An 18,708-nucleotide genomic window follows, 5' to 3' on the forward strand; every position below is an offset into this window, starting at 1 on the left:
ACAGCTCGAGCGCAGCATGGCGACAGGAGTGCCCAGGTGAAAGACCTCAAGCTCGGTTACAAGGCGTCCGCGGAACAGTTCGGCCCGCGCGAACTGGTGGAGCTCGCGGTGGAGGCGGAGGCGCACGGCCTCGACAGCGCCACCGTCTCCGACCATTTCCAGCCGTGGCGGCACAATGGCGGGCACGCCCCGTTCTCGCTGGCCTTCCTGGCCGCGGTGGGCGAGCGCACCAAGCGCATTCAGCTCGGCACCTCGGTGCTGACCCCGACCTTCCGGTACAACCCCGCGGTCATCGCGCAGGCGTTCGCCACCATGGGCTGCCTGTACCCGGATCGCATCATGCTCGGCGTCGGCTCGGGTGAGGCGCTGAACGAGATCGCCACCGGCTTCCAGGGCGAATGGCCGGAGTTCAAGGAGCGTTTCGCGCGGCTGCGCGAGTCGGTGGACCTGATGCGCGCGCTGTGGACGGGCGAGCGGGTGGACTTCGACGGCCAGTACTACAAGACCGTCGGCGCCTCGATCTACGACGTGCCCAAGGGCGGCATCCCGGTCTACATCGCCGCGGGCGGCCCGCTGGTGGCCCGCTATGCCGGCCGCGCCGGTGACGGTTTCATCTGCACCTCCGGCAAGGGCATGGATCTCTACACCGAGAAGCTGATGCCCGCCGTCGCGGAGGGCGCCGCCAAGGCCGGCCGCTCCGTCGACGACATCGACCGCATGATCGAGATCAAGATCTCCTACGACACCGATCCCGTTCTGGCGCTGGAGAACACCCGCTTCTGGGCCCCGCTCTCGCTGACCGCGGAGCAGAAGCACTCCATCACCGATCCCATCGAGATGGAGGCGGCCGCCGACGCGCTGCCGATCGAGCAGATCGCCAAGCGCTGGATCGTGGCCAGCGATCCGGACCAGGCGGTCGAGCAGATCAAGCCGTACCTGGACGCGGGCCTGAACCACCTGGTCTTCCACGCGCCCGGTCATGATCAGCGCCGATTCCTGGATCTGTTCCAGCGCGATCTGGCGCCCCGCCTGCGGGCCCTCTGAGTCGGTTCACGCCGTGGCACCCGGGGACGGGCGACTCTCGCGATAGTCCGTCCCCGAATATCCGCGGCCGGGTAACCGGGTACGCGCGGAAATCAGCCCATAACGGTCGGTAGGCTTTCGCCCATGGCTGCCACACCGGTTTCCAGTGTGTACATCGCGTCCCCCGAGGGCGACACCGGCAAGTCGACGGTGGCGCTCGGTGTTCTGCAGGCCCTCGCGGCCACCACGCCGCGAGTGGGCGTGTTCCGGCCGATCACCAGGTCCGCGATCGGGCGCGACTACATTCTCGAGCTGCTGCTCGAGCACTCCACCGCCGATGTCGACTACGACCAGGCCATCGGCGTCACCTACGAACAGGTGCACGAGGATCCGGACGCGGCGATCAGCGAGATCGTCATGCGGTACCACGCGGTCGCCAAGCAGTGCGACGCCGTGCTCATCGTCGGCTCGGACTACACCGATGTCGCCAGCCCCAGCGAACTGCGCTACAACGCCCGCATCGCGGTGAACCTCGGCGCGCCCGTACTGCTGGTGGTGCGTGGAATGGGCCGCACCCCTGAGGAATTGGGCCAGCTGGTGGAGCTCTGCCGCGCCGAGCTGGCGGCCGAGCACGCCAAGCTGGTGGCGGTGATCGCCAACCGGTGCGAGCCCGGGCAGCTGGAGGCCGACGCGGCCGCCCTGAAGCGGGCCTGCACCGTGCCGTCCTGGGCGCTACCCGAGGTGCCGCTGCTGCAGGCGCCCACCATGGAGGAGCTGCGCGAGGCGATCGGCGGCGAACTCTACAGCGGCGACCCGGAACTCATGCAGCGCGAGGCGCTCGAGGTGATCGTCGGCGGCATGACCGCCGAGCACATTCTGGAACGCCTCGCCGACGGCGTTGCCGTCATCACCCCCGGTGACCGCTCCGACGTGCTGCTCGCGCTGGTGAACGCCCATGAGGCGGAGGGCTTTCCGTCGCTGGCCGGCATCATCATGAACGGCGGCATGCTGCCCGAGCCGTCCATCGCGCGACTGATGGCGGGCCTCAAACCCAAGCTGCCCATCCTCGCCACCGACCTGGGCACCTTCGAGACCGCCAAGGCCACTGCGCTCACCCGCGGCCGCGTCTCGCTGTCCAGCATCCGCAAGGTGGACACCGCGCTGGCCCTCATGGAGCAGCGGGTCGATCCGCGGGAACTGCTGCGGCAGATCGAGATTCCCATCCCGAACATCGTCACCCCGCAGATGTTCGAGTACCAGCTCATCGACCGCGCCCGCAACGACCGCAAGCGCATCGTGCTGCCCGAGGGCGACGACGACCGCATTCTGCGCGCGGCCGGGCGGGTGCTGCAGCGCAAGATCGCCGACCTCACCATCCTCGGCGACGAGGCGGCGGTGCGCGGCCGTGCCGCCGAGCTCGGCGTGGACATCGAGGCCGCCGAGGTGCTCGATCCCAAGACCTGCCCGCTGCGCGACGAATTCGCCGAGGAGTACGCCCGCCTGCGTGCCCACAAGGGCATGACGGTGGACCGCGCCCGCGAATTCATGAGCGACATCTCGTATTTCGGCACCATGATGGTGCACATGGGGGTCGCCGACGGCATGGTCTCTGGCGCGGCGCACACCACCGCGCACACCATCCGCCCGTCCTTCGAGATCATCAAGACCGAGCCGGGCGTGTCCACGGTGTCCAGCGTCTTCCTCATGTGCCTGGCCGACCGGGTGCTGGTGTACGGCGACTGCGCCGTGGTGCCGGACCCGACCTCCGACCAGCTGGCCGATATCGCCATCTCCTCCGCCCGCACCGCCGTCCAGTTCGGCATCGACCCGCGCGTGGCCATGCTCTCCTACTCCACGGGCGAGTCGGGGTCCGGCGCGGACGTCGACAAGGTGCGCGCCGCCACCAAGCTGGTCCACGAGCGGGCGCCGGAACTGCTGGTGGAGGGGCCGATTCAATACGACGCCGCGATCGAGCCCACGGTGGCCAAGACCAAGCTGCCGAATTCCGAAGTGGCGGGCCAGGCGACGGTCTTCATCTTCCCGGACCTCAATACCGGCAACAACACCTACAAGGCGGTGCAGCGCAGCGCCGGGGCCGTCGCCATCGGCCCGGTGCTGCAGGGTCTGCGCAAGCCGGTCAATGATCTGTCGCGGGGCGCGCTGGTCGCGGACATCGTGAACACCGTCGCGATCACCGCGATTCAGGCTCAGCAGGAGGCGTGATGAAGGTTCTGGTGATCAATTCCGGATCCTCGTCCATCAAATATCAGCTGCTCGATCCGGCGACCGCCGATGTGTGCGCGCAGGGCGTGGTGCAACGCATCGGCGAGGCGGTCGAGCCGGATGCGGTGACCGTCGAACACACCTCGGGCGAGAAGACTTTCGAGTATCAGGGGCCCATCGCCGATCACGCGCAGGGCCTGCGGGTGGTGTTCGATCTGTTCAGCGCGAGCGGCCAGGATCTGGCGCACGCGGATCTGGCCGCGGTCGGGCACCGGGTGGTGCACGGCGGTGAGGTCTTCTACGAGCCGACGCTCATTACAGACGCGGTGGTGCAGGCCATTGTCGACCTGTCCTCCCTTGCGCCGCTGCACAATCCGCCCAATGTCATCGGCATCGAATCGGCGCGCGCGCTGCTGCCGGACGTGCCGCAGGTCGCGGTGTTCGATACCGCCTTCTTCCACAATCTGCCCGCCGCGGCGAAGACCTACGCCATCGACGCGGAAATCGCGGCGGCGCACGGTGTTCGCAAGTACGGTTTCCACGGCACCTCGCACGATTACGTGTCCGGCCAGGTCGCGGCCTTCCTCGGGAAGGACAGAACCGAGCTGAATCAGATCGTGCTGCACCTCGGCAACGGCGCGTCGGCCTCGGCCATTCGGGCCGGGCAGGCGGTGGACACCTCCATGGGCCTGACCCCGCTGGAGGGCTTGGTCATGGGAACCCGGTCCGGGGATCTGGATCCGGGGATCATCTTCCACCTCATCCGCACGGCGGACATGGATGTGAACGATGTGGACGCCCTGCTCAACCGGAACTCCGGGATCAAGGGCATCTCCGGTGTCAATGACTTCCGGGAGCTCGGCCGCCTCATCGAAACCGGCCATCCGACCGCGAAATTGGCGTTCGACGTCTACATCCACCGGCTGCGCCGCTACATCGGCGCATACCTGATCGAGCTGGGGAAGGTGGACGCCATCACCTTCACCGCCGGTGTCGGCGAGAACGACCCCAAGGTCCGCGCCGAGTCGCTGGCGGGACTGGAGCGGTACGGGATTCGCATCGACGCCGACCGGAACACCGCGAAAGACCGTACGGCCCGGCGCATCTCGACCGACGACTCGGACGTGTCGGTGCTGGTGGTCCCGACCAACGAGGAACTCGCCATCGCCCGCGCCGCCGCCGATCTGGTCGGCTGAGCGCCACGGCACCCGCATGGCGATTCGGACTTCACGAAAACATCATGATGGGCCTGGCATGGTGGTCACCGGATCCGGTTCGCCCGGTCCACCGGAACCCGTGTCGCACCACGCACAACCGTGGTAGGGGCCGTAATTCCCTCGCCGGCCCCGTGGTTCGCAGACTGCCTCTGTGACCGCCGCGGGCGACACGGGACTCTTCCGGTTCCTCAGAACCAGGATTTGGCACGCACCGCGTTGGCCAGATCCACCAGCGCGTACCGGTGGGTGCGTTCGGGCGCGGAGCGGGCCAGGCCGCGCAGGCCGGCCTCGATGCCGCGCCGGAGATCCCGCTCGGTGAACGGTGACCCGAACAGCTTGGAGCCGACCGATTTCGGCTGCTTTCCGGCCTGCACCCAGCCCAGCGCGACCCCCAGGGTGAGAATCCGCAACTGGGCCGCGCGTCCCTCGCCGGTCGGCAGATCCTGCACCCGCGCCGCCGCCACCCGCAGCGTCGACTCGTCGAGGTCCGCGGCGGGCGCGCAGGTCAGCAGCATGAGAATGGCCGTCATCCGGGCCTCCGCGTAATGCCGTGAGGCGGGCGGCACCTGATCCAGCGCGTGCACGGCGGCGGTGATGTTCCCGGCCGCGGCCAGCTGGCGGGCCAGACCGAAGGCCGCGCTCACCACGCCCCGATCGGTGCGCCACACGGTGGCGTAGTAGTTCTCGGCATAGGACCGCCACTCCTCGGGATCGGGCGAATCCCAGTGCTGGAGAATGAGCTCCGCGGTGGCGGCCAGCGCCAGCTTGGGCGCGATCTCGCCGGGCAGCGCCTCCAGCACGGCGTCGAAGCGGGCGAAGGCGCGCTCGTACTCCAGTTCCAGCAGCTCGGTCATGCCCAGGTACCAGTCGATGCGCCAGTCCGGGGCCGGCGGCAGCGGCTCGTCGGTGAGCCGGGCCAGCAGCATGCGGGCGGCCGCGGGCTCGTCGAGGTCCAGGTGGGCGCGGGCCTCGGCCAGCGTCACCTCCAGTTCGAAAGTCTCGGGCGCGCCGCCGGGTTCGGCCGCCGCGCGCTGGCGGGCGTGCCGCAGTTCATCGAGGGAGTGCCGGGGTTCGGGATGGGCGGCCCCGGCCAGCAGCGGCGCGGACGGGTCGCCCGGATCGATGATGGGCACCGGCAGCGCCGCCACCACGTCGCCGGGCTGCAGCAGGGTGTCGCGGGGGACACCATCGATGATGCCGTCGGTCTGCGCGATGAGCTCGCCGGTGCCGAAACTGGTGCGCGGCGGGCTGAACAGGGTGGACAGCTGCGGATGCTCACTGCCGGTCTCGACGGCCAGGATCTCCCGCAGCACGCCGGTGAGCTGGGTGGCGAGCAGGCGCGCGGAGGGGAATCGGCGCTCCGGGTCCGGGTGGGTGGCGCGCAGCAGCAGCCGGTAGAGGAACGGGTGCCGGGCCAGCACCGGCTGCTCCTTCGGATCCGGGATGCCGTCGACGTGGGCGCCGCGCTCCATCGGCAGGTGCAGGGTGAGCACGGCCAGCGTGCGGCCGACGGTGTAGATGTCGGAGGCCACCGTCGGCCCGGTGTGCGCGATCTCGGGCGCCTGGAATCCCCTGGTGCCGTACAGGTTTCCGTACGCCTCGAACTGGGTGACCGCGCCCAGGTCGATGAGCTCCACCCGGTCGGTGGTGATCATGATGTTGTCGGGCTTGAGGTCGTTGTAGGCCAGCCCCACCGAATGCAGATAGTCCAGGGCCGGAAGGATTTCCAGCAGGTAGGCGATGGCCTCGGCGACCGGCATGCGGTCGGGCGCATGGTGATCGAGCAGATCGCGCAGCGAATGCCCGCCCACGTACTCCATGACGATGTAGCCGATCGGCGTCCCGTCCGGCCCCGAGTGCTCCACGAAGTTGTGGATCTTCACGATGCTCGGGTGCACGACCTCGGCCAGGAACTGCCGCTCCGCCAGCGCGACCGCCTGCGCCTCGGCGTCACCGGCGTGCAACAGGCCCTTGAGCACCACCCAGCGGTCGCTCACATTGCGGTCGATGGCCAGGTAGATCCAGCCCAGTCCGCCGTGCGCGATACAGCCCTGGATCTCGTACTGGCCCACCACCCGGTCGCCGGGATACAGCGAGGGCCGGAAATCGTAAGGCGCGCCGCAGGTCTGGCAGGTGCCCGCGGTGGTGGACACCTGGGTCGGGGTGGCCCGCCCGACCGGCTTGCCGCATCGCCAGCAGAACCGCCGCCCCTCGGCCACCACCGGATCGTCGAGCACGGCGGCTTCCGGATCCATCGGCTCCACCGCCGGGATCGGCACCAGTCCGGCCCCGAGCCGCCGCACCGCGGGGCGCGGGCGGGTCATGCGGGCGGTGCGCTGGGAGGGCCGGGTCGGGGTCCGCGTCTCGCCCTCGGCGCTCGAAACACTCGGCGCCACCGGGATTTCCGGCTCCACGGCGGTCGGCTCCGTGCCGGGGGATTCCGCGCGCGGCGTCGGCTCGGTGCGCTCGGCGGGCCGGGTGCCCGCGCCGTCGTCGCCTGCGGGTGCGTGCCGCGTGGTCAGCTCGGTCCGGGCGGGCCAGTACGGCCCCACGGTCATCTCGGTGCGCGCGACCGCCTGCGTCCCCTCGGGTTGCTCCGGTGTGGTCATCGTCAGTCCTGATACCTCGGGGGCGGCGGAATGGCGGCGTCGCCGAGCTCGGTCACCAGCCAGCGGCGGTAGAGCCGGTTCCAGGTCCCGTCCGCGCGAATGCGTTCCAGGGTGCCGTTGACGAAGCGGACCAGATCGTCCGCGCCCTTGGAGATGCCGATCCCGTACTGCTCGGTGCTCAGGTTGGGTCCGACCACCTCGGTGGCCGGATCCTGCTCGGCCAGCCCGGCCAGCACGGTGTCGTCGGTGCTGACCGCGTCCACCTGCCGCTGCTGCAGCACCACCAGGCAGTCGGCCCAGGTGGGCACGGTGAGGATGGACGCGGCGGGCTGCGAGCGCCGGATCAGGTCCAGGGAGGTGGTGCCGTTGACCAGGCACAGCCGTTTGCCCGCCAGCTCGGTCAGTCCGTTGATGCCGGAGTTGCGGAAGGCCAGCACGCGCTGATGCGCCTGCAGATACGAGGTGGAGAAGGTAACCGTCTGCCGCCGTTGACAATTGATGGTCATGGTCTTCACCACGACGTCCACGGTGTGCTCCTGCAGCGCCCGCTCGCGGTCGGCGGAGCCGAGGATCCGGAACTCCAGCGCCGCCGGATCGCCCAGCAGGTCCCGGGCCAGCTCGCGGGCGATGTCCACATCGAATCCGGCGAGCGTGCCGCTGGCCGGATCCCGGAAGCTGAACAGATTGCTGCCCGGGTCCAGGCCCACCAGCAGCCGCCCCCGCGCCCGGATGGCGTCGATGTCCGGCCCGCTCCTGGTGCCGTTGGGCCGCAGGCTCGCGGTCGGGTCACCGCAGTCGGTCACCTCCGGCGGCGGCGCGCTCTGGGTCTGTGCCGCAACGGCTCCCGACGGCAGTGGCGGCTCGACATAGCTGGGCACCCGGGTCGAGGGCGCGGGCGGCGGGGGACTGCTGTCCCCGCAGGCGGCCGTGCAGGCCACGGCCGCGGCCAGGACCGCGAGCGTCAGGGAGCGGACGGGTCTTCGGGTCATCGGTACTCCCGCAGTCGGGGCCAGAGCCCGGCCGCGATCAGCACGGCAGCGGCGGTGCTCAGCACCAGCGCCCCGGGGCCGAGCAGGTCCAGCGTGCGGGCGGCGTGCGAGGTGTCGGTGCGCAGCATGTTCCGGGTGTCGGCGATGCCGTCGCCGAGCGCGCGGTCCAGCGCGTCGGTCTGGGCGGCGGCCTCGTTGGCGCCCGGCCCGGTGGCGACCGCGGCCGCGCCGATGAAGTCGCCCTTGGACAGCGCGTCGTTCATGCGCTGGTGCGCGGCCCGCCAACGGTCCAGGGCGGCCGACGCGGTCTGCACGTCGCTCGCGCCGGGCGCGTCGGTTCGATAGCCGGACAGGATGTTTCGCAGTTTGTCGATGGCCTGGTCATAGGCCTTGTCGTAGTCCGCGCTGGTGTCGCGGCGCACCAGTTTGAGGGTCTCCGCGGTGCGGGCCTGCTGGGCCAGGATGCGGCTCTGGGTGAGCGCCGTGGTGGGGGTGCTGCCCTGGTCGCGGGCGTGGGTGGTGTCCACCGCGGAGATGATGCCCGCGATCACCGTCCAGGCCAGCAGTACCACCATGGTCCCGGTGGCCAGCAGCAGCCCGAGATTGAGCACCCGGTGCCAGCGCCGGTACAGGAACAGCTGCGCCGCGATCAGCGCCGCCACCACCAGCAGCGGCAGCAGGATGGCGGGCCAGGGCGGGCGCACGTGGGTGTGCTGGGTGGCGGTGATGGCGGCGGACCGGTGCTCCTGCAGCTCCTGCGCCATCGGCAGCAGTGTCCCCTGCATCAGGTTGGACGCCTCGCTCAGATAGGCCGCGCCCACCGGCTCCCCGGCGCGGTTGTTGGCCCGCGCGGTCTCGATGACGCCGGTGTACACCGGCAGTCCGGTGGCGATGCCGCTGCGCAGCTGCGTATCCGTGTCCCCGTCACTGCGATTGGACTGGGTCACCAGTTCGGCCGCGGCCTCGCCGACCGCCTGGTTGTACCGGTCGCGCACCGGCTTCGATTCCAGCCCACCGGAAATGAAGGCGGCACCGGCCGAGGCGTCGGCCACCGACAGTGAGGTGTAGAGCCGCTGCGCCGAATAGGCATCGGGCTCCGACTGATCCAGCAGGGCGTCCAGGGCGTGTTGCCGGTTGGTCACCGCGGTGGCGGTCACGAGGCCGGCCGCCACGCACAGGCTCAGCAGGACCAGCCCGATGGCGATCAGTTTGGCCGGTGAGGACCGGGCGAAACTGCGCAGTTCGGTGGTCGCGAAGCGTTCGCGCCAGGCCGCCGCGGCGGTGCGGGGGGACAGCTCCGCGAGCCGCAATTCCTCGGTGCGAGCCATCCTCACCTCCCACTGACCGATATCGAACGACCGACTTGGTGCTGCCGGATGAGCTTATTGTGGACGTACCGCCGCTGTGACGCGGGAATCCCCGCGATGTGCTCCGCAGAGCGGGGACTGTGCACGGCAGTGCGGTCGGACGATGGGATTGCGAAGATGCGTGGTGATGGGGACGGGTGGGCGGAGAGTCCGGATGGCACCCGCCAGTGGGGTCGTTTCGGCGCTGCCGGACTGTTGCTGCGCGCCCCGCTGGTCGGCGGCGGATCTGCAGTCCTGCTGCATCATCGGGCCGCCTGGACCCATCAGGGCGGCACCTGGGCGCTGCCCGGCGGAGCCCGCGACTCCCACGAGACCAGCGTGCACGCGGCCGTCCGTGAGGCCGAGGAGGAGGCGGGCATCGCGCCCGGCTCGATCCGGGTGCGCGGATCCCGCGTGACCGCGACCGCGCCCAGTGGCTGGACCTATACCACCGTCATCGCCGATGCCGCCGATCAGCTGCGCACCCGCGGCAACAAGGAGAGTCAGGACCTGATCTGGGTGCCCGAGGACGAGGTCGAGGACCGGCCGCTGCACCCCGGCTTCGCCGCCGCCTGGCCCGCCCTGCGTGCCACGCCCACCCTGATCAGTCTCGAAGGAATCGCCGATACCGGCGCGGTGGCGGCCGCGTTGCCGCGCACCCTGGATCTGGCCGGGCAGGAATTCCTCTGGCTGCATTCGAACGGCGACGGGGTCGGCCGCACCGCCCGCATCGGCGCGCCCGAATCGGTCACGGAACAGACCGATTTGGCCGGAAATGTGTTGTTCCTCACTCTGGACCAGGTGTTGTCTTGAGGCGTGACAACGCGCGAGCTCCCCACCTACTGCCGGATCTGTGAGCCCCTCTGCGGGCTGATCGCCACCGTCGAGGACGGGAAGCTGGTGCGCTTGCGCGCCGACAAGGACCATCCGCTCTCCCGCGGCAACGCCTGCCCCAAGGGCATCGCCTTCACCGAGATCCAGAACGATCCTGACCGGGTGCTGTATCCCTTGCGGCGTACCGTCTCCGGCGAGTTCGAGCGGGTCTCCTGGGACACGGCGCTGGACGAGATCGGCGCACGCCTGCGCGGGCTCATCCGCGAGCACGGAATCGAGAGTCTCGGCTGGTATTTCGGCAATCCGTCCTCCTTTTCCTATTCACACACCCTGTGGATGGTGGGTTTCCAGCTGGCCGCCGGGTTGAAGCACGTGTATTCGGCCGGTTCCCAGGACATCAACAACCGTTTCGTGGCCAGCGAGCTGCTCTACGGCTCCCTCACCACCGTGCCGGTGCCCGATCTGGACCGCACCGACTTCCTGCTCATGCTGGGCGCGAATCCCCTTGTCTCACACGGCAGTGTGCTGAGCGCGCCGCGTATCCGCGAGAAGCTCACCGCCATCACGAAGCGGGGCGGTCGCGTGGTGGTGGTCGACCCGCGAAACACCGAGACCGCCAAGCTGTTCGAGCACGTCGGCGTGCGACCGGACGGTGACGCCTGGCTGCTGGCCTCCCTGTTGCAGGTGATCTTCGACGAGGGTCTGGAAGACACCGGGGCGCTGCGTCGCCAGGCCGGCGGCGCACGTGAACTACGGGATGCCGTAGCGCGTTTCACGCCCGAATACACCGCCGAGGTCACCGGCCTCGAGCCCGATCGGGTGCGCGCCCTGGCCCGCGATCTGGCCCGCGCCGAATCCGCCGCGGTCTACGGCCGCACCGGTACCTGCCTGGGCAGGCACGCGACCCTGGTGGCCTTCCTCATCGACGTCCTGTCCCTGGTGACCGGAAACCTCGACAGGCCGGGCGGTTCGGTCTTCGGCAAGGAACTGGTGGCGGTCTCCGAACTGAGCGCCCGCCTCGGTTTCGCCGGCTACGGCAAGAACCATTCCCGCATCGGCGGATTCCCGGACGTGCTGGGCACCTTCCCGGCCGCCATCATGGCCAAGGAGATCACCACGCCCGGCCCTGGGCAGCTGCGTGCCCTGTTCACCTCGGCGGGCAATCCGGTTTCCTCGGTGCCCAACGGCCGCGAACTGGCCGCCGCGCTCACCGAACTGGACCTGTTCGTTTCCATAGACATATATGTCAACGACACCAACCGGATAGCCGACTACATCCTCCCGGCGACCACTTTCCTGGAGCGCGACGACATTCCGCTGCCGTTCACCGCGTTCTCCCCGACGCCGTACACCCAGTACACCGAGCGGGTCGTCGAACCGTACGGGGAGGCGCGCGAGGAATGGCGGATCATCGACGCCATCGCGACCCGGATCGGCGTGCAGCCCTTCGCCGTCGGTCCGGCCCGCCCGGCCGGTCGCCTGCTGAGCGCCCTGCGCCGCCGCGTTCCGGGCCTCGGTTCCGCCCGCCCCACCCCGACCCTGCTGGCCGACCTGGCCCTGCGCACCGGCCCCTACGGCGACCGATTCGGCCTGCGCCGCAATGGCCTCAGCCTGCGCATGCTGCGCCGTCACCCGCACGGGGTGGTGCTCGCTGACAGCATCGCCACCGGGGTGCTGCGGAACGTGGTGCGGCACAAGGGGGGCCGCGTGCGGCTGGATCCGGACGAGATCATCGGCGAACTACGCGCCCTCAGCGCGCGGCCGGCCGATCCGGCCTATCCGCTGCGCGTCATCGGCCTGCGCGAACTCAAATCGCACAACTCGTGGATGCACAATGCCGAGCCGCTCATGCGCGGCGACCGCGAGCACGCCGCCCGCATCAACCCCAAAGACGCGGCGGTGGCGGGCATTTCCGACGGCGACCGCTGCCGGGTTTCCTCCGCGCACGGCGCCATCGAGGTGACCGCCCGGCTCACCGAGGACATGACCGAGGGCACCGTGGCCATTCCGCACGGCTGGGGTCACGACGGCGGCTGGCAGCGCGCCAATGCCGCCGGGGGCGCGAATGTGAACGACCTGATGTCCACCGATCTAGCCGATGTGGAACGCCTCGCGGGCATGTCCAATCTGAACGGCGTCCCGATTCGTCTCGACCCGGTCGGCTGACTAGCGGTCGTTCGCCAGGATCCGCTGCTTGATGGCGCGGGCGGCGGCCGCCGGATCGTCGGCCTCGGTAATGGCCCGCACCACCACGATTCGCGTCGCGCCCGCGTCCAGCACCTCGGGCAGGCTGCGGGCGTCGATGCCGCCGATGGCGAACCACGGCCGCTGCGTGTGCGAATCCGCGGTGGACCGGACCAGATCGATGCCCGCCGGGGTGCGACCCGGCTTGGTCGGGGTGGCGTACACCGGCCCGGTGCAGAAGTAGTCGATGTGCTCGTCCACCGCGGCCAGTCCGGCCTGCGCGCGATTGTGCGTGGAGCGGCCCAGCACCACCTCGCCGCCCAGGATCTGCCGCGCGTACCAGGGCGGCAGGTCGCCCTGGCCCAGGTGCAGCACGTCCACCCCGGCCGCGAGCGCGATATCGGCGCGGTCGTTGCACGCGACCAGGGCGCCGTGGCGGCGGGCGGCGGCCTTCAGCTCGGCCAGCGCACCCAGTTCGGCCTTGGCCTCGAGTGGCCCGAACTGCTTCTCCCCGGGCGAGCCCTTGTCCCGCAGCTGGATGATGTCGACGCCGCCGGCCAGGGCCGCCTCGGCGAACTCCGCCAGGTCACCCCGGTCCCGGCGGGCGTCGGTGCACAGGTACAGCCGCGCGGTGGCGAGGCGTTCCCGTGGGGTGGCGGGCCGGTTCGGGTGGGAGGGTTGCACAGTCTCGACGGTAGTCGCGCTACGGTGTTCGAGTCGAAACGACCCGAGAGAGCGCACCCAGCGTGCAGCCGCGCGACGCTCCCGCCGAGTCCACTGTTTCGCGCGATATATATGCAGGTCCCGCGGATGCCGGGATGAGTTAGGTGGATTCACATGCGGACTCTGGCCGTCGTCGGCGGCGGTGTGATCGGACTTTCGGTAGCCTGGCGTGCCGCCGGAGCGGGCTGGACCGTCACCCTCTTCGACCCGGCCGTGGGCTCCGGATCCTCCTGGGTGGCGGGCGGCATGCTCGCCCCGCTCTCGGAGGGCTGGCCCGGTGAGGACGCCGCTCTCGCCTTCGGCGCCGCCTCCCTGATCCGCTGGCCCGGTTTCGCCGCCGAGCTGCGGGGCGTCACCGGCACCGATGTCTTCGTCGCCGATCAGACCCTGACCGTCGCCCTGGACGGCGCCGATGCCGCCGACCTGCGCACCATCGCCGACTGGGTGAATGCCCGCGGCCACGAGCTGCGCCTGCTGGACCGCGCCGGGGTGCGTGCCGCCGAACCCGGCCTGGGCCGCGGCGTGCGCGCCGGACTGCTCGCCGTCGCCGAACCCGCCGTGGACAATCGCGCGCTGGTGACCGCGCTCCGAACCGCCTGTGCCGCGGCCGGAGTCGAGTTCCGCGCCGAGCGGGTGGAATCGCCGGCGGGCCTGTCGCACGATCGCATCGTGCTCGCCACCGGCGCCGCGGCCGCCGAGTTGTGGCCCGGTCTGCCGGTGCGCCCGGTGAAGGGCGAGATCCTGCGCCTGCGCCGCCGCCCCAGCGCCCCGCCCGTGCCCGCCCGCGTGATCCGGGCCCGGGTACACGGCCGCCCCATATATCTTGTGCCGAGGCGTGACGGAATCGTGCTGGGTGCAACACAATACGAAGTCGGGTTCGACAACGCCGTCACCGTCGCCGGTGTCCGCGACCTGGTCACCGATGCCGAGGCCGTGCTGCCGGGTATCGGCGAGTACGAATTCGCCGAGGCCATCGCGGGTTCGCGCCCGGGCTCGCCCGACAATCTGCCGCTGATCGGTTACCTGGACGAGCGGGTGATCGTGGCCGCGGGACACGGCCGCAACGGCATTCTCGACACCCCGGTCACCGCCGACGCCGTCCTGGCGCTGCTCGCAGACACCGAGCTGCCCGAGGCGCGTGCCGCGGACCCGCGCCGGTTCACCACCGCCGCACCGTTTCACCCAGGAGGAGTCCGATGACCGCAATTCCGGTCGGCGTCACCGTCAATGGCGAGGATCATGTTTTCCCCGACGAGCTCACCATCCGGCAGCTGCTGGAACGGCTGAACCTGCCGTGCCAGGGCGTGGCGCTGGCCATCGACGGCGCGGTGTTCCCCAAGTCCCGCTGGGACGAGCCGGTCGGCCGCGGCTGGGAGATCGAGGTCCTGACGGCGGTGCAGGGTGGCTAGCGCGCCGGCGGGAGCTCAGGGCCCGGAGGCGGCAGCTCGCGTAACCACGCAGGGCCCCGCGCACGCCGCATCGAGCGCAGCGCCGCTGGTCATCGCGGGACGCGAGTTCGGCTCCCGGCTCATCATGGGCACCGGCGGCGCGGAGAATCTGGCCGTGCTGGAGGAGGCCCTGGTCGCCTCGGGCACCGAGCTGACCACGGTCGCCATGCGCCGGGTGGACGCCGCGGGCGGCACCGGCGTGCTGGACCTGCTCAAGCGGCTGGAGATCGCCCCGCTGCCCAATACCGCCGGCTGCCGCACGGCCGCCGAGGCGGTGCTCACCGCCCAGCTGGCCCGCGAGGCTCTCGAAACCGATTGGGTGAAGCTGGAAGTCATCGCCGACGAGCGCACCCTGCTGCCCGACGCCATCGAATTGGTCGCCGCCGCAGAGCAATTGGTGGACGACGGCTTCACCGTGCTGCCCTACACCACCGACGACCCGGTGCTGGCCAAGCGCCTCGAGGACACCGGCTGCGCCGCGGTCATGCCCCTGGGCTCGCCGATCGGCACCGGTCTGGGTATCGGCAATCCGCACAATATCGAGATGATCGTGGCCGCCGCGGGCGTGCCGGTCATCCTCGACGCGGGCATCGGCACCGCCAGTGATGCCGCGCTGGCAATGGAACTCGGCTGCTCGGCGGTCCTGCTGGCCACCGCGGTCACCCGCGCCCGGCAGCCCGCGCTGATGGCCGCCGCCATGGCCCGCGCGGTCGAGGGCGGCCGGCTGGCGCGGCAAGCGGGTCGAATCCCCAAGCGCTTCTGGGCCCAAGCTTCCTCGCCCGGATTCTGAAGCGCCGCACTCTGGTTCGCGGCGCGTCTCGTTCTGGACTGCGCTCCGCCTCCCCGCGCTTGTAGCGGGGGAGCGAAGCGGAGGAGCGGAGGAGGGAAGAACGAGACATTCAGCGCCGCGAACCCGCCCGGAGCGAAGCGGAGGGCAAATTGGACACAGTCATCCTCAGGGATGAGCGACGCGCGACCAATTAGCGATAGTGCGCGCTCCGTACATGGGGAAGACTGGTCGCCATGATCGAACTGAGAGGCCTGACCAAGCACTACGGCCAGACCGTCGCGGTGTCGGACCTGTCGTTCACGGTTCGTCCGGGGCAGGTGACCGGCTTCCTCGGCCCGAACGGGGCGGGCAAGTCGACCACCATGCGGATGATCCTGGGGTTGGACACACCGACCTCCGGCACCGCCCTCATCGACGGTAAGCCGTACCACGACCTGAAGCGTCCGCTCGACACCGTCGGCGCGCTGCTGGACGCGAAGTGGGTGCATCCCAATCGTTCCGCGCGCTCGCACCTGCGGTGGATGGCCGCCTCCAATGACATTCCGCAGTCGCGGGTGGAGGAGGTGCTGCGCCTGGTCGGCCTGTCCGAGGTCGCCAACAAGAGCGCCGGTGGTTTCTCCCTCGGCATGTCGCAGCGGCTCGGCCTGGCCGGCGCCCTGCTCGGCGACCCGCAGGTGCTGCTGTTCGACGAACCGGTGAACGGCCTGGATCCCGAGGGCATTCTGTGGATCCGCCGCTTCATGCAGCGGCTGGCGGGCGAGGGCCGCACCGTGCTGGTGTCGAGTCATCTGCTCTCCGAAATGGCGCAGACCGCCGAGCATCTCGTCGTGATCGGCCGGGGCCGGCTCATTGCCGACACCACCACAAAGGATTTCATCGAGAAGGCCTCGGAACAGTCTGTGCGCGTACGCAGCCCGCAGCTGGATCAGCTGCGCAGCCTGCTCACCTCGAACGGCATGACGGTGCGCGAGGACGGTGCCGAGGCGGACGGTCCGGCCCTGGTGGTCGCGGGCGTCACCAGCGACGCGGTCGGAAAACTGGCCGGCGCCAATGACATCACGCTCTACGAGCTCTCGCCGCAGCGCGCTTCGCTGGAGGAGGCGTTCATGCGCATGACCGGTGGCGCGGTGCAGTACCACGGCGAAGGCTTCGATCAGGTTATGGGAGGTGCGCTCTGATGGGAGTGCTCGCGGCGGAACGAATCAAGCTCACCTCGACCAAGTCCCCGGTCTGGTGCACGGCGCTGCTGGTGGTGTTCGCGCTGGGTATCGCGGCGCTGTTCAGCCTGGCCCTGAACGCGTCCTGGCGGGTGTTCGAGGATCAGCTGGCCCAGGGCAAGATGACCCCGGCCGATGCGCCGTACGCGGAGAACTCGGTGGCGGGCCTGGGTATCACCGGCCTGGCCCAGGGCATTCCGGGTTTCGGCTACCTGATGGTCATGATCCTGGCGGCGCTGGCGGTCACCAGTGAATACCGCTTCGGCACCATCAAGACCACCTTCCTCGCGGTTCCCGGTCGAACCACCGTGCTGCTCACCAAGGCCGGTGTCATCGGGGTTGCTATGGCGTTGCTGAGTGCGGCGCTGACCTTCCTCGGCTTCTTCATCTTCAAGGTCATGGTGAACCACGACGCGGGCAGCCACCTGAGCCTGAGTAGTGGCGATCTGCGGGTCTTCTACGCCGTGCCGCTGTTCATCCTGCTGGTGGTCTTCCTGGCGGTCGGCGTGGGCACGCTGATCCGGCAGTCGGCGGGCGCGCTGTCGCTGCTGATCGTGTGGCCGGTCATCCTCGAGCCCATGGTCGGCGCGTTCGGCAAGATCGGCCGGGAGATCCAGGTGCTGCTGCCGTTCCAGAATGCGGGCCTGTTCCTGGGCACCGTGGACGCCAAGTCGTCGTACTGGCACTGGGGTCCGTGGGGCGGCCTGGTCTACTTTGCGGTCTTTGTCGGATTGATCTTCGCAGCCGCGTTGTTCGTGGTAAATAAGCGCGACGCGTAGAGCGCGCACAGACCCTGCCCTAGGGGCCGCCGGCCACTGCCCGGCACGGCGGCGAGCATCGGCCCGATACGGATTCTCCGTATCGGGCCGGTGTCATAACGGGCCAAAAGTGTGTGCCAGCTAACTTTTCCTGTCGGCATGGATCGTTGGCCGTCGTACTGGACGGTCGGTAGCATCGAAACAGCAACCAAAACACTCAAACCTTCGGCGGGTCCAATGATGTGGCCGCTAGCACCGATCGGGAGGTGTCAGGTGGCAATCATTGATCCATTCCACGACGGAACGCTGAGATACGCTCTGGGCGTGAGCGAACGACCCTCCGACGGCGGTGAACGCGCCTCCGACGCGAACCGTACGGACGGACTGGGAACCGATCGCAACCGGTCCCGCGACGCGCCCCCCAGCCGGGCACGGCAACCCCGCATCGACCCGGATGTGGTCATCCCCCTGATTCCCGCGGAATTGTCCGAGGACGCCGACGAGACCGACGAGTCGCAGACCGGGCGGCGGCGCGGCCGCTTCCCCGGGCAACTCTCGGCCATGGTCAATGCCGCCAATCAGCGCGGCGACATCATCGACGCCATCCGCAAGGCGCGCGAGAACCTGCCCGGCGATCCGGCCTTCGGTGATCCGCTCTCGGTCTCCGGACCCGGTGGCGCGCGTGCCGTGGCCCGCGCGGCGGACAAGCTGGTCGGTGATTCCCCCAGTGCCGCACGCGAATTGGGGCTGGGTGCGCTGCAGGTCTGGCAGGCCGTGCTGGAGCGGATCGGCAAGGGCCGCGGCCCGCAGGAGATCACCATCATGTTCACCGATCTGGTGGCCTTCTCTAGTTGGTCCCTGGCCGCGGGGGACGAGGTGACCCTGGACCTGCTGCGGCGGGTGGCCAAGGCCATCGAGCCGCCCATCGTGGATCGCGGCGGCCAGGTGGTCAAGCGCATGGGCGACGGCGTGATGGCCGTGTTCCCGTCCGCGGACCGGGCCGTGCGGGCAGCGGTGGCGGCCAAGGAGAACCTGTCGGCGGTGTCGGTGGACGGCTATCGCCCGCAGATGCGCCTGGGGCTGCACACCGGCAGTCCGCGCGAGATCGGCGGCGACTGGCTCGGCATCGATGTGAACATCGCGGCCCGCGTCATGGAGGCGGGCGGCAATGGCAACACCATGCTCTCGGGCGTGACGCTGGACTCGCTGCGCCCGGAGACACTCGAGGAGCTCGGCCTGGGCGTAAAGCCCTATCGCCGTAGCTTTTTCGCGGCTCCCCTGAGCGGCGTCCCGGAAGATCTCCGCATCTTCCGCCTCGAGGCCGAGTGACGGTCGGCCGGCCCGAGA

15 protein-coding genes are annotated in these 18,708 nt (G+C 69.8%); 11 read left to right on the plus strand and 4 right to left on the minus strand.

Going from position 1 to position 18,708, the window contains the following annotated elements; translation table 11 throughout:
- Window positions 1-36 precede the first annotated feature (36 nt).
- The 3 genes from fgd to ACFXIV_RS37525 all read left to right on the plus strand — a co-directional run bounded on the left by fgd (window position 37) and on the right by ACFXIV_RS37525 (window position 4,442).
- Window positions 37-1,044 (plus strand): glucose-6-phosphate dehydrogenase (coenzyme-F420), encoded by a 1,008-nt coding sequence (gene fgd / locus ACFXIV_RS37515; RefSeq protein WP_379388639.1) that lies wholly within the window; start codon window positions 37-39, stop codon window positions 1,042-1,044.
- A gap of 123 nt (window positions 1,045-1,167) precedes the next feature.
- The gene (pta, locus tag ACFXIV_RS37520) at window positions 1,168-3,246 is read left to right on the plus strand and encodes a phosphate acetyltransferase (protein ID WP_379401270.1); all 2,079 of its coding nucleotides are present in this window, start codon (window positions 1,168-1,170) and stop codon (window positions 3,244-3,246) included.
- Window positions 3,246-4,442, plus strand: a complete 1,197-nt coding sequence (locus ACFXIV_RS37525; RefSeq protein WP_379401271.1) for an acetate kinase — start codon at window positions 3,246-3,248, stop codon at window positions 4,440-4,442. The genes pta and ACFXIV_RS37525 overlap by 1 nt, the downstream gene beginning before the upstream one ends.
- A 209-nt stretch (window positions 4,443-4,651) precedes the next feature.
- Here the strand turns inward: ACFXIV_RS37525 and ACFXIV_RS37530 are convergent, their stop codons facing one another.
- From ACFXIV_RS37530 to ACFXIV_RS37540, 3 genes are read right to left on the minus strand one after another with little or no spacing between them, the layout of a single operon-like run.
- On the minus strand, window positions 4,652-7,072 hold the full coding sequence (locus ACFXIV_RS37530; RefSeq protein WP_379401272.1) for a tetratricopeptide repeat protein: 2,421 nt from the start codon (window positions 7,070-7,072) through the stop codon (window positions 4,652-4,654).
- Window positions 7,073-7,074: 2 nt separating this feature from the next.
- Entirely contained in the window at window positions 7,075-8,061 is a 987-nt protein-coding gene (locus ACFXIV_RS37535; RefSeq protein WP_379401273.1) for a glutamate ABC transporter substrate-binding protein, read from the minus strand.
- Entirely contained in the window at window positions 8,058-9,389 is a 1,332-nt protein-coding gene (locus ACFXIV_RS37540; protein ID WP_379401274.1) for a hypothetical protein, read from the minus strand. The genes ACFXIV_RS37535 and ACFXIV_RS37540 overlap by 4 nt, the downstream gene beginning before the upstream one ends.
- Before the next feature lie 156 nt (window positions 9,390-9,545).
- On the opposite strand from ACFXIV_RS37540, the gene ACFXIV_RS37545 reads away from it, so the two are divergent.
- Together ACFXIV_RS37545 and ACFXIV_RS37550 are read left to right on the plus strand one after the other, a co-directional pair.
- The gene (locus ACFXIV_RS37545; RefSeq protein ID WP_379401275.1) at window positions 9,546-10,220 is read left to right on the plus strand and encodes an NUDIX domain-containing protein; all 675 of its coding nucleotides are present in this window, start codon (window positions 9,546-9,548) and stop codon (window positions 10,218-10,220) included.
- A gap of 3 nt (window positions 10,221-10,223) precedes the next feature.
- Window positions 10,224-12,407 (plus strand): molybdopterin-dependent oxidoreductase, encoded by a 2,184-nt coding sequence (locus tag ACFXIV_RS37550; RefSeq protein ID WP_379401276.1) that lies wholly within the window; start codon window positions 10,224-10,226, stop codon window positions 12,405-12,407.
- On the opposite strand, the gene thiE is transcribed toward ACFXIV_RS37550, so the two are convergent.
- Window positions 12,408-13,109, minus strand: a complete 702-nt coding sequence (thiE, locus tag ACFXIV_RS37555; RefSeq protein WP_379401277.1) for a thiamine phosphate synthase — start codon at window positions 13,107-13,109, stop codon at window positions 12,408-12,410.
- Between the two features lie 153 nt (window positions 13,110-13,262).
- On the opposite strand from thiE, the gene thiO reads away from it, so the two are divergent.
- The 6 genes from thiO to ACFXIV_RS37585 all read left to right on the plus strand — a co-directional run bounded on the left by thiO (window position 13,263) and on the right by ACFXIV_RS37585 (window position 18,690).
- On the plus strand, window positions 13,263-14,348 hold the full coding sequence (gene thiO, locus ACFXIV_RS37560) for a glycine oxidase ThiO (protein WP_379401278.1): 1,086 nt from the start codon (window positions 13,263-13,265) through the stop codon (window positions 14,346-14,348).
- Entirely contained in the window at window positions 14,345-14,557 is a 213-nt protein-coding gene (gene thiS, locus ACFXIV_RS37565) for a sulfur carrier protein ThiS (RefSeq protein ID WP_354843470.1), read from the plus strand. Before thiO ends, thiS begins: the two co-directional genes overlap by 4 nt.
- A gap of 85 nt (window positions 14,558-14,642) precedes the next feature.
- Window positions 14,643-15,386 (plus strand): thiazole synthase, encoded by a 744-nt coding sequence (locus ACFXIV_RS37570; RefSeq protein ID WP_357005148.1) that lies wholly within the window; start codon window positions 14,643-14,645, stop codon window positions 15,384-15,386.
- A 233-nt stretch (window positions 15,387-15,619) separates the two neighbouring features.
- Window positions 15,620-16,564, plus strand: coding sequence for an ABC transporter ATP-binding protein (locus tag ACFXIV_RS37575; protein ID WP_379401279.1), 945 nt, complete (start codon window positions 15,620-15,622; stop codon window positions 16,562-16,564).
- Window positions 16,564-17,382 (plus strand): ABC transporter permease, encoded by an 819-nt coding sequence (locus ACFXIV_RS37580; RefSeq protein WP_379388622.1) that lies wholly within the window; start codon window positions 16,564-16,566, stop codon window positions 17,380-17,382. The genes ACFXIV_RS37575 and ACFXIV_RS37580 overlap by 1 nt, the downstream gene beginning before the upstream one ends.
- A gap of 540 nt (window positions 17,383-17,922) precedes the next feature.
- Window positions 17,923-18,690, plus strand: coding sequence for an adenylate/guanylate cyclase domain-containing protein (locus tag ACFXIV_RS37585; RefSeq protein WP_379401332.1), 768 nt, complete (start codon window positions 17,923-17,925; stop codon window positions 18,688-18,690).
- Window positions 18,691-18,708: the final 18 nt, after the last annotated feature.

The sequence above is a fragment of the Nocardia sp. NPDC059236 genome, from assembly GCF_042754085.1.
Taxonomy (GTDB): domain Bacteria; phylum Actinomycetota; class Actinomycetes; order Mycobacteriales; family Mycobacteriaceae; genus Nocardia.

Bases quoted from the DNA above. Each gene is read 5' to 3' on its own strand.
- pta (WP_379401270.1), top strand. From the start codon at position 1,168: ATGGCTGCCACACCGGTTTCCAGTGTGTACATCGCGTCCCCCGAGGGC.
- ACFXIV_RS37525 (WP_379401271.1), top strand. From the start codon at position 3,246: ATGAAGGTTCTGGTGATCAATTCCGGATCCTCGTCCATCAAATATCAG.
- ACFXIV_RS37530 (WP_379401272.1), bottom strand. From the start codon at position 7,072: ATGACCACACCGGAGCAACCCGAGGGGACGCAGGCGGTCGCGCGCACC.
- ACFXIV_RS37535 (WP_379401273.1), bottom strand. From the start codon at position 8,061: ATGACCCGAAGACCCGTCCGCTCCCTGACGCTCGCGGTCCTGGCCGCG.
- ACFXIV_RS37540 (WP_379401274.1), bottom strand. From the start codon at position 9,389: ATGGCTCGCACCGAGGAATTGCGGCTCGCGGAGCTGTCCCCCCGCACC.
- ACFXIV_RS37545 (WP_379401275.1), top strand. From the start codon at position 9,546: ATGCGTGGTGATGGGGACGGGTGGGCGGAGAGTCCGGATGGCACCCGC.
- thiO (WP_379401278.1), top strand. From the start codon at position 13,263: ATGCGGACTCTGGCCGTCGTCGGCGGCGGTGTGATCGGACTTTCGGTA.
- thiS (WP_354843470.1), top strand. From the start codon at position 14,345: ATGACCGCAATTCCGGTCGGCGTCACCGTCAATGGCGAGGATCATGTT.
- ACFXIV_RS37575 (WP_379401279.1), top strand. From the start codon at position 15,620: ATGATCGAACTGAGAGGCCTGACCAAGCACTACGGCCAGACCGTCGCG.
- ACFXIV_RS37580 (WP_379388622.1), top strand. From the start codon at position 16,564: ATGGGAGTGCTCGCGGCGGAACGAATCAAGCTCACCTCGACCAAGTCC.
- ACFXIV_RS37585 (WP_379401332.1), top strand. From the start codon at position 17,923: ATGGTCAATGCCGCCAATCAGCGCGGCGACATCATCGACGCCATCCGC.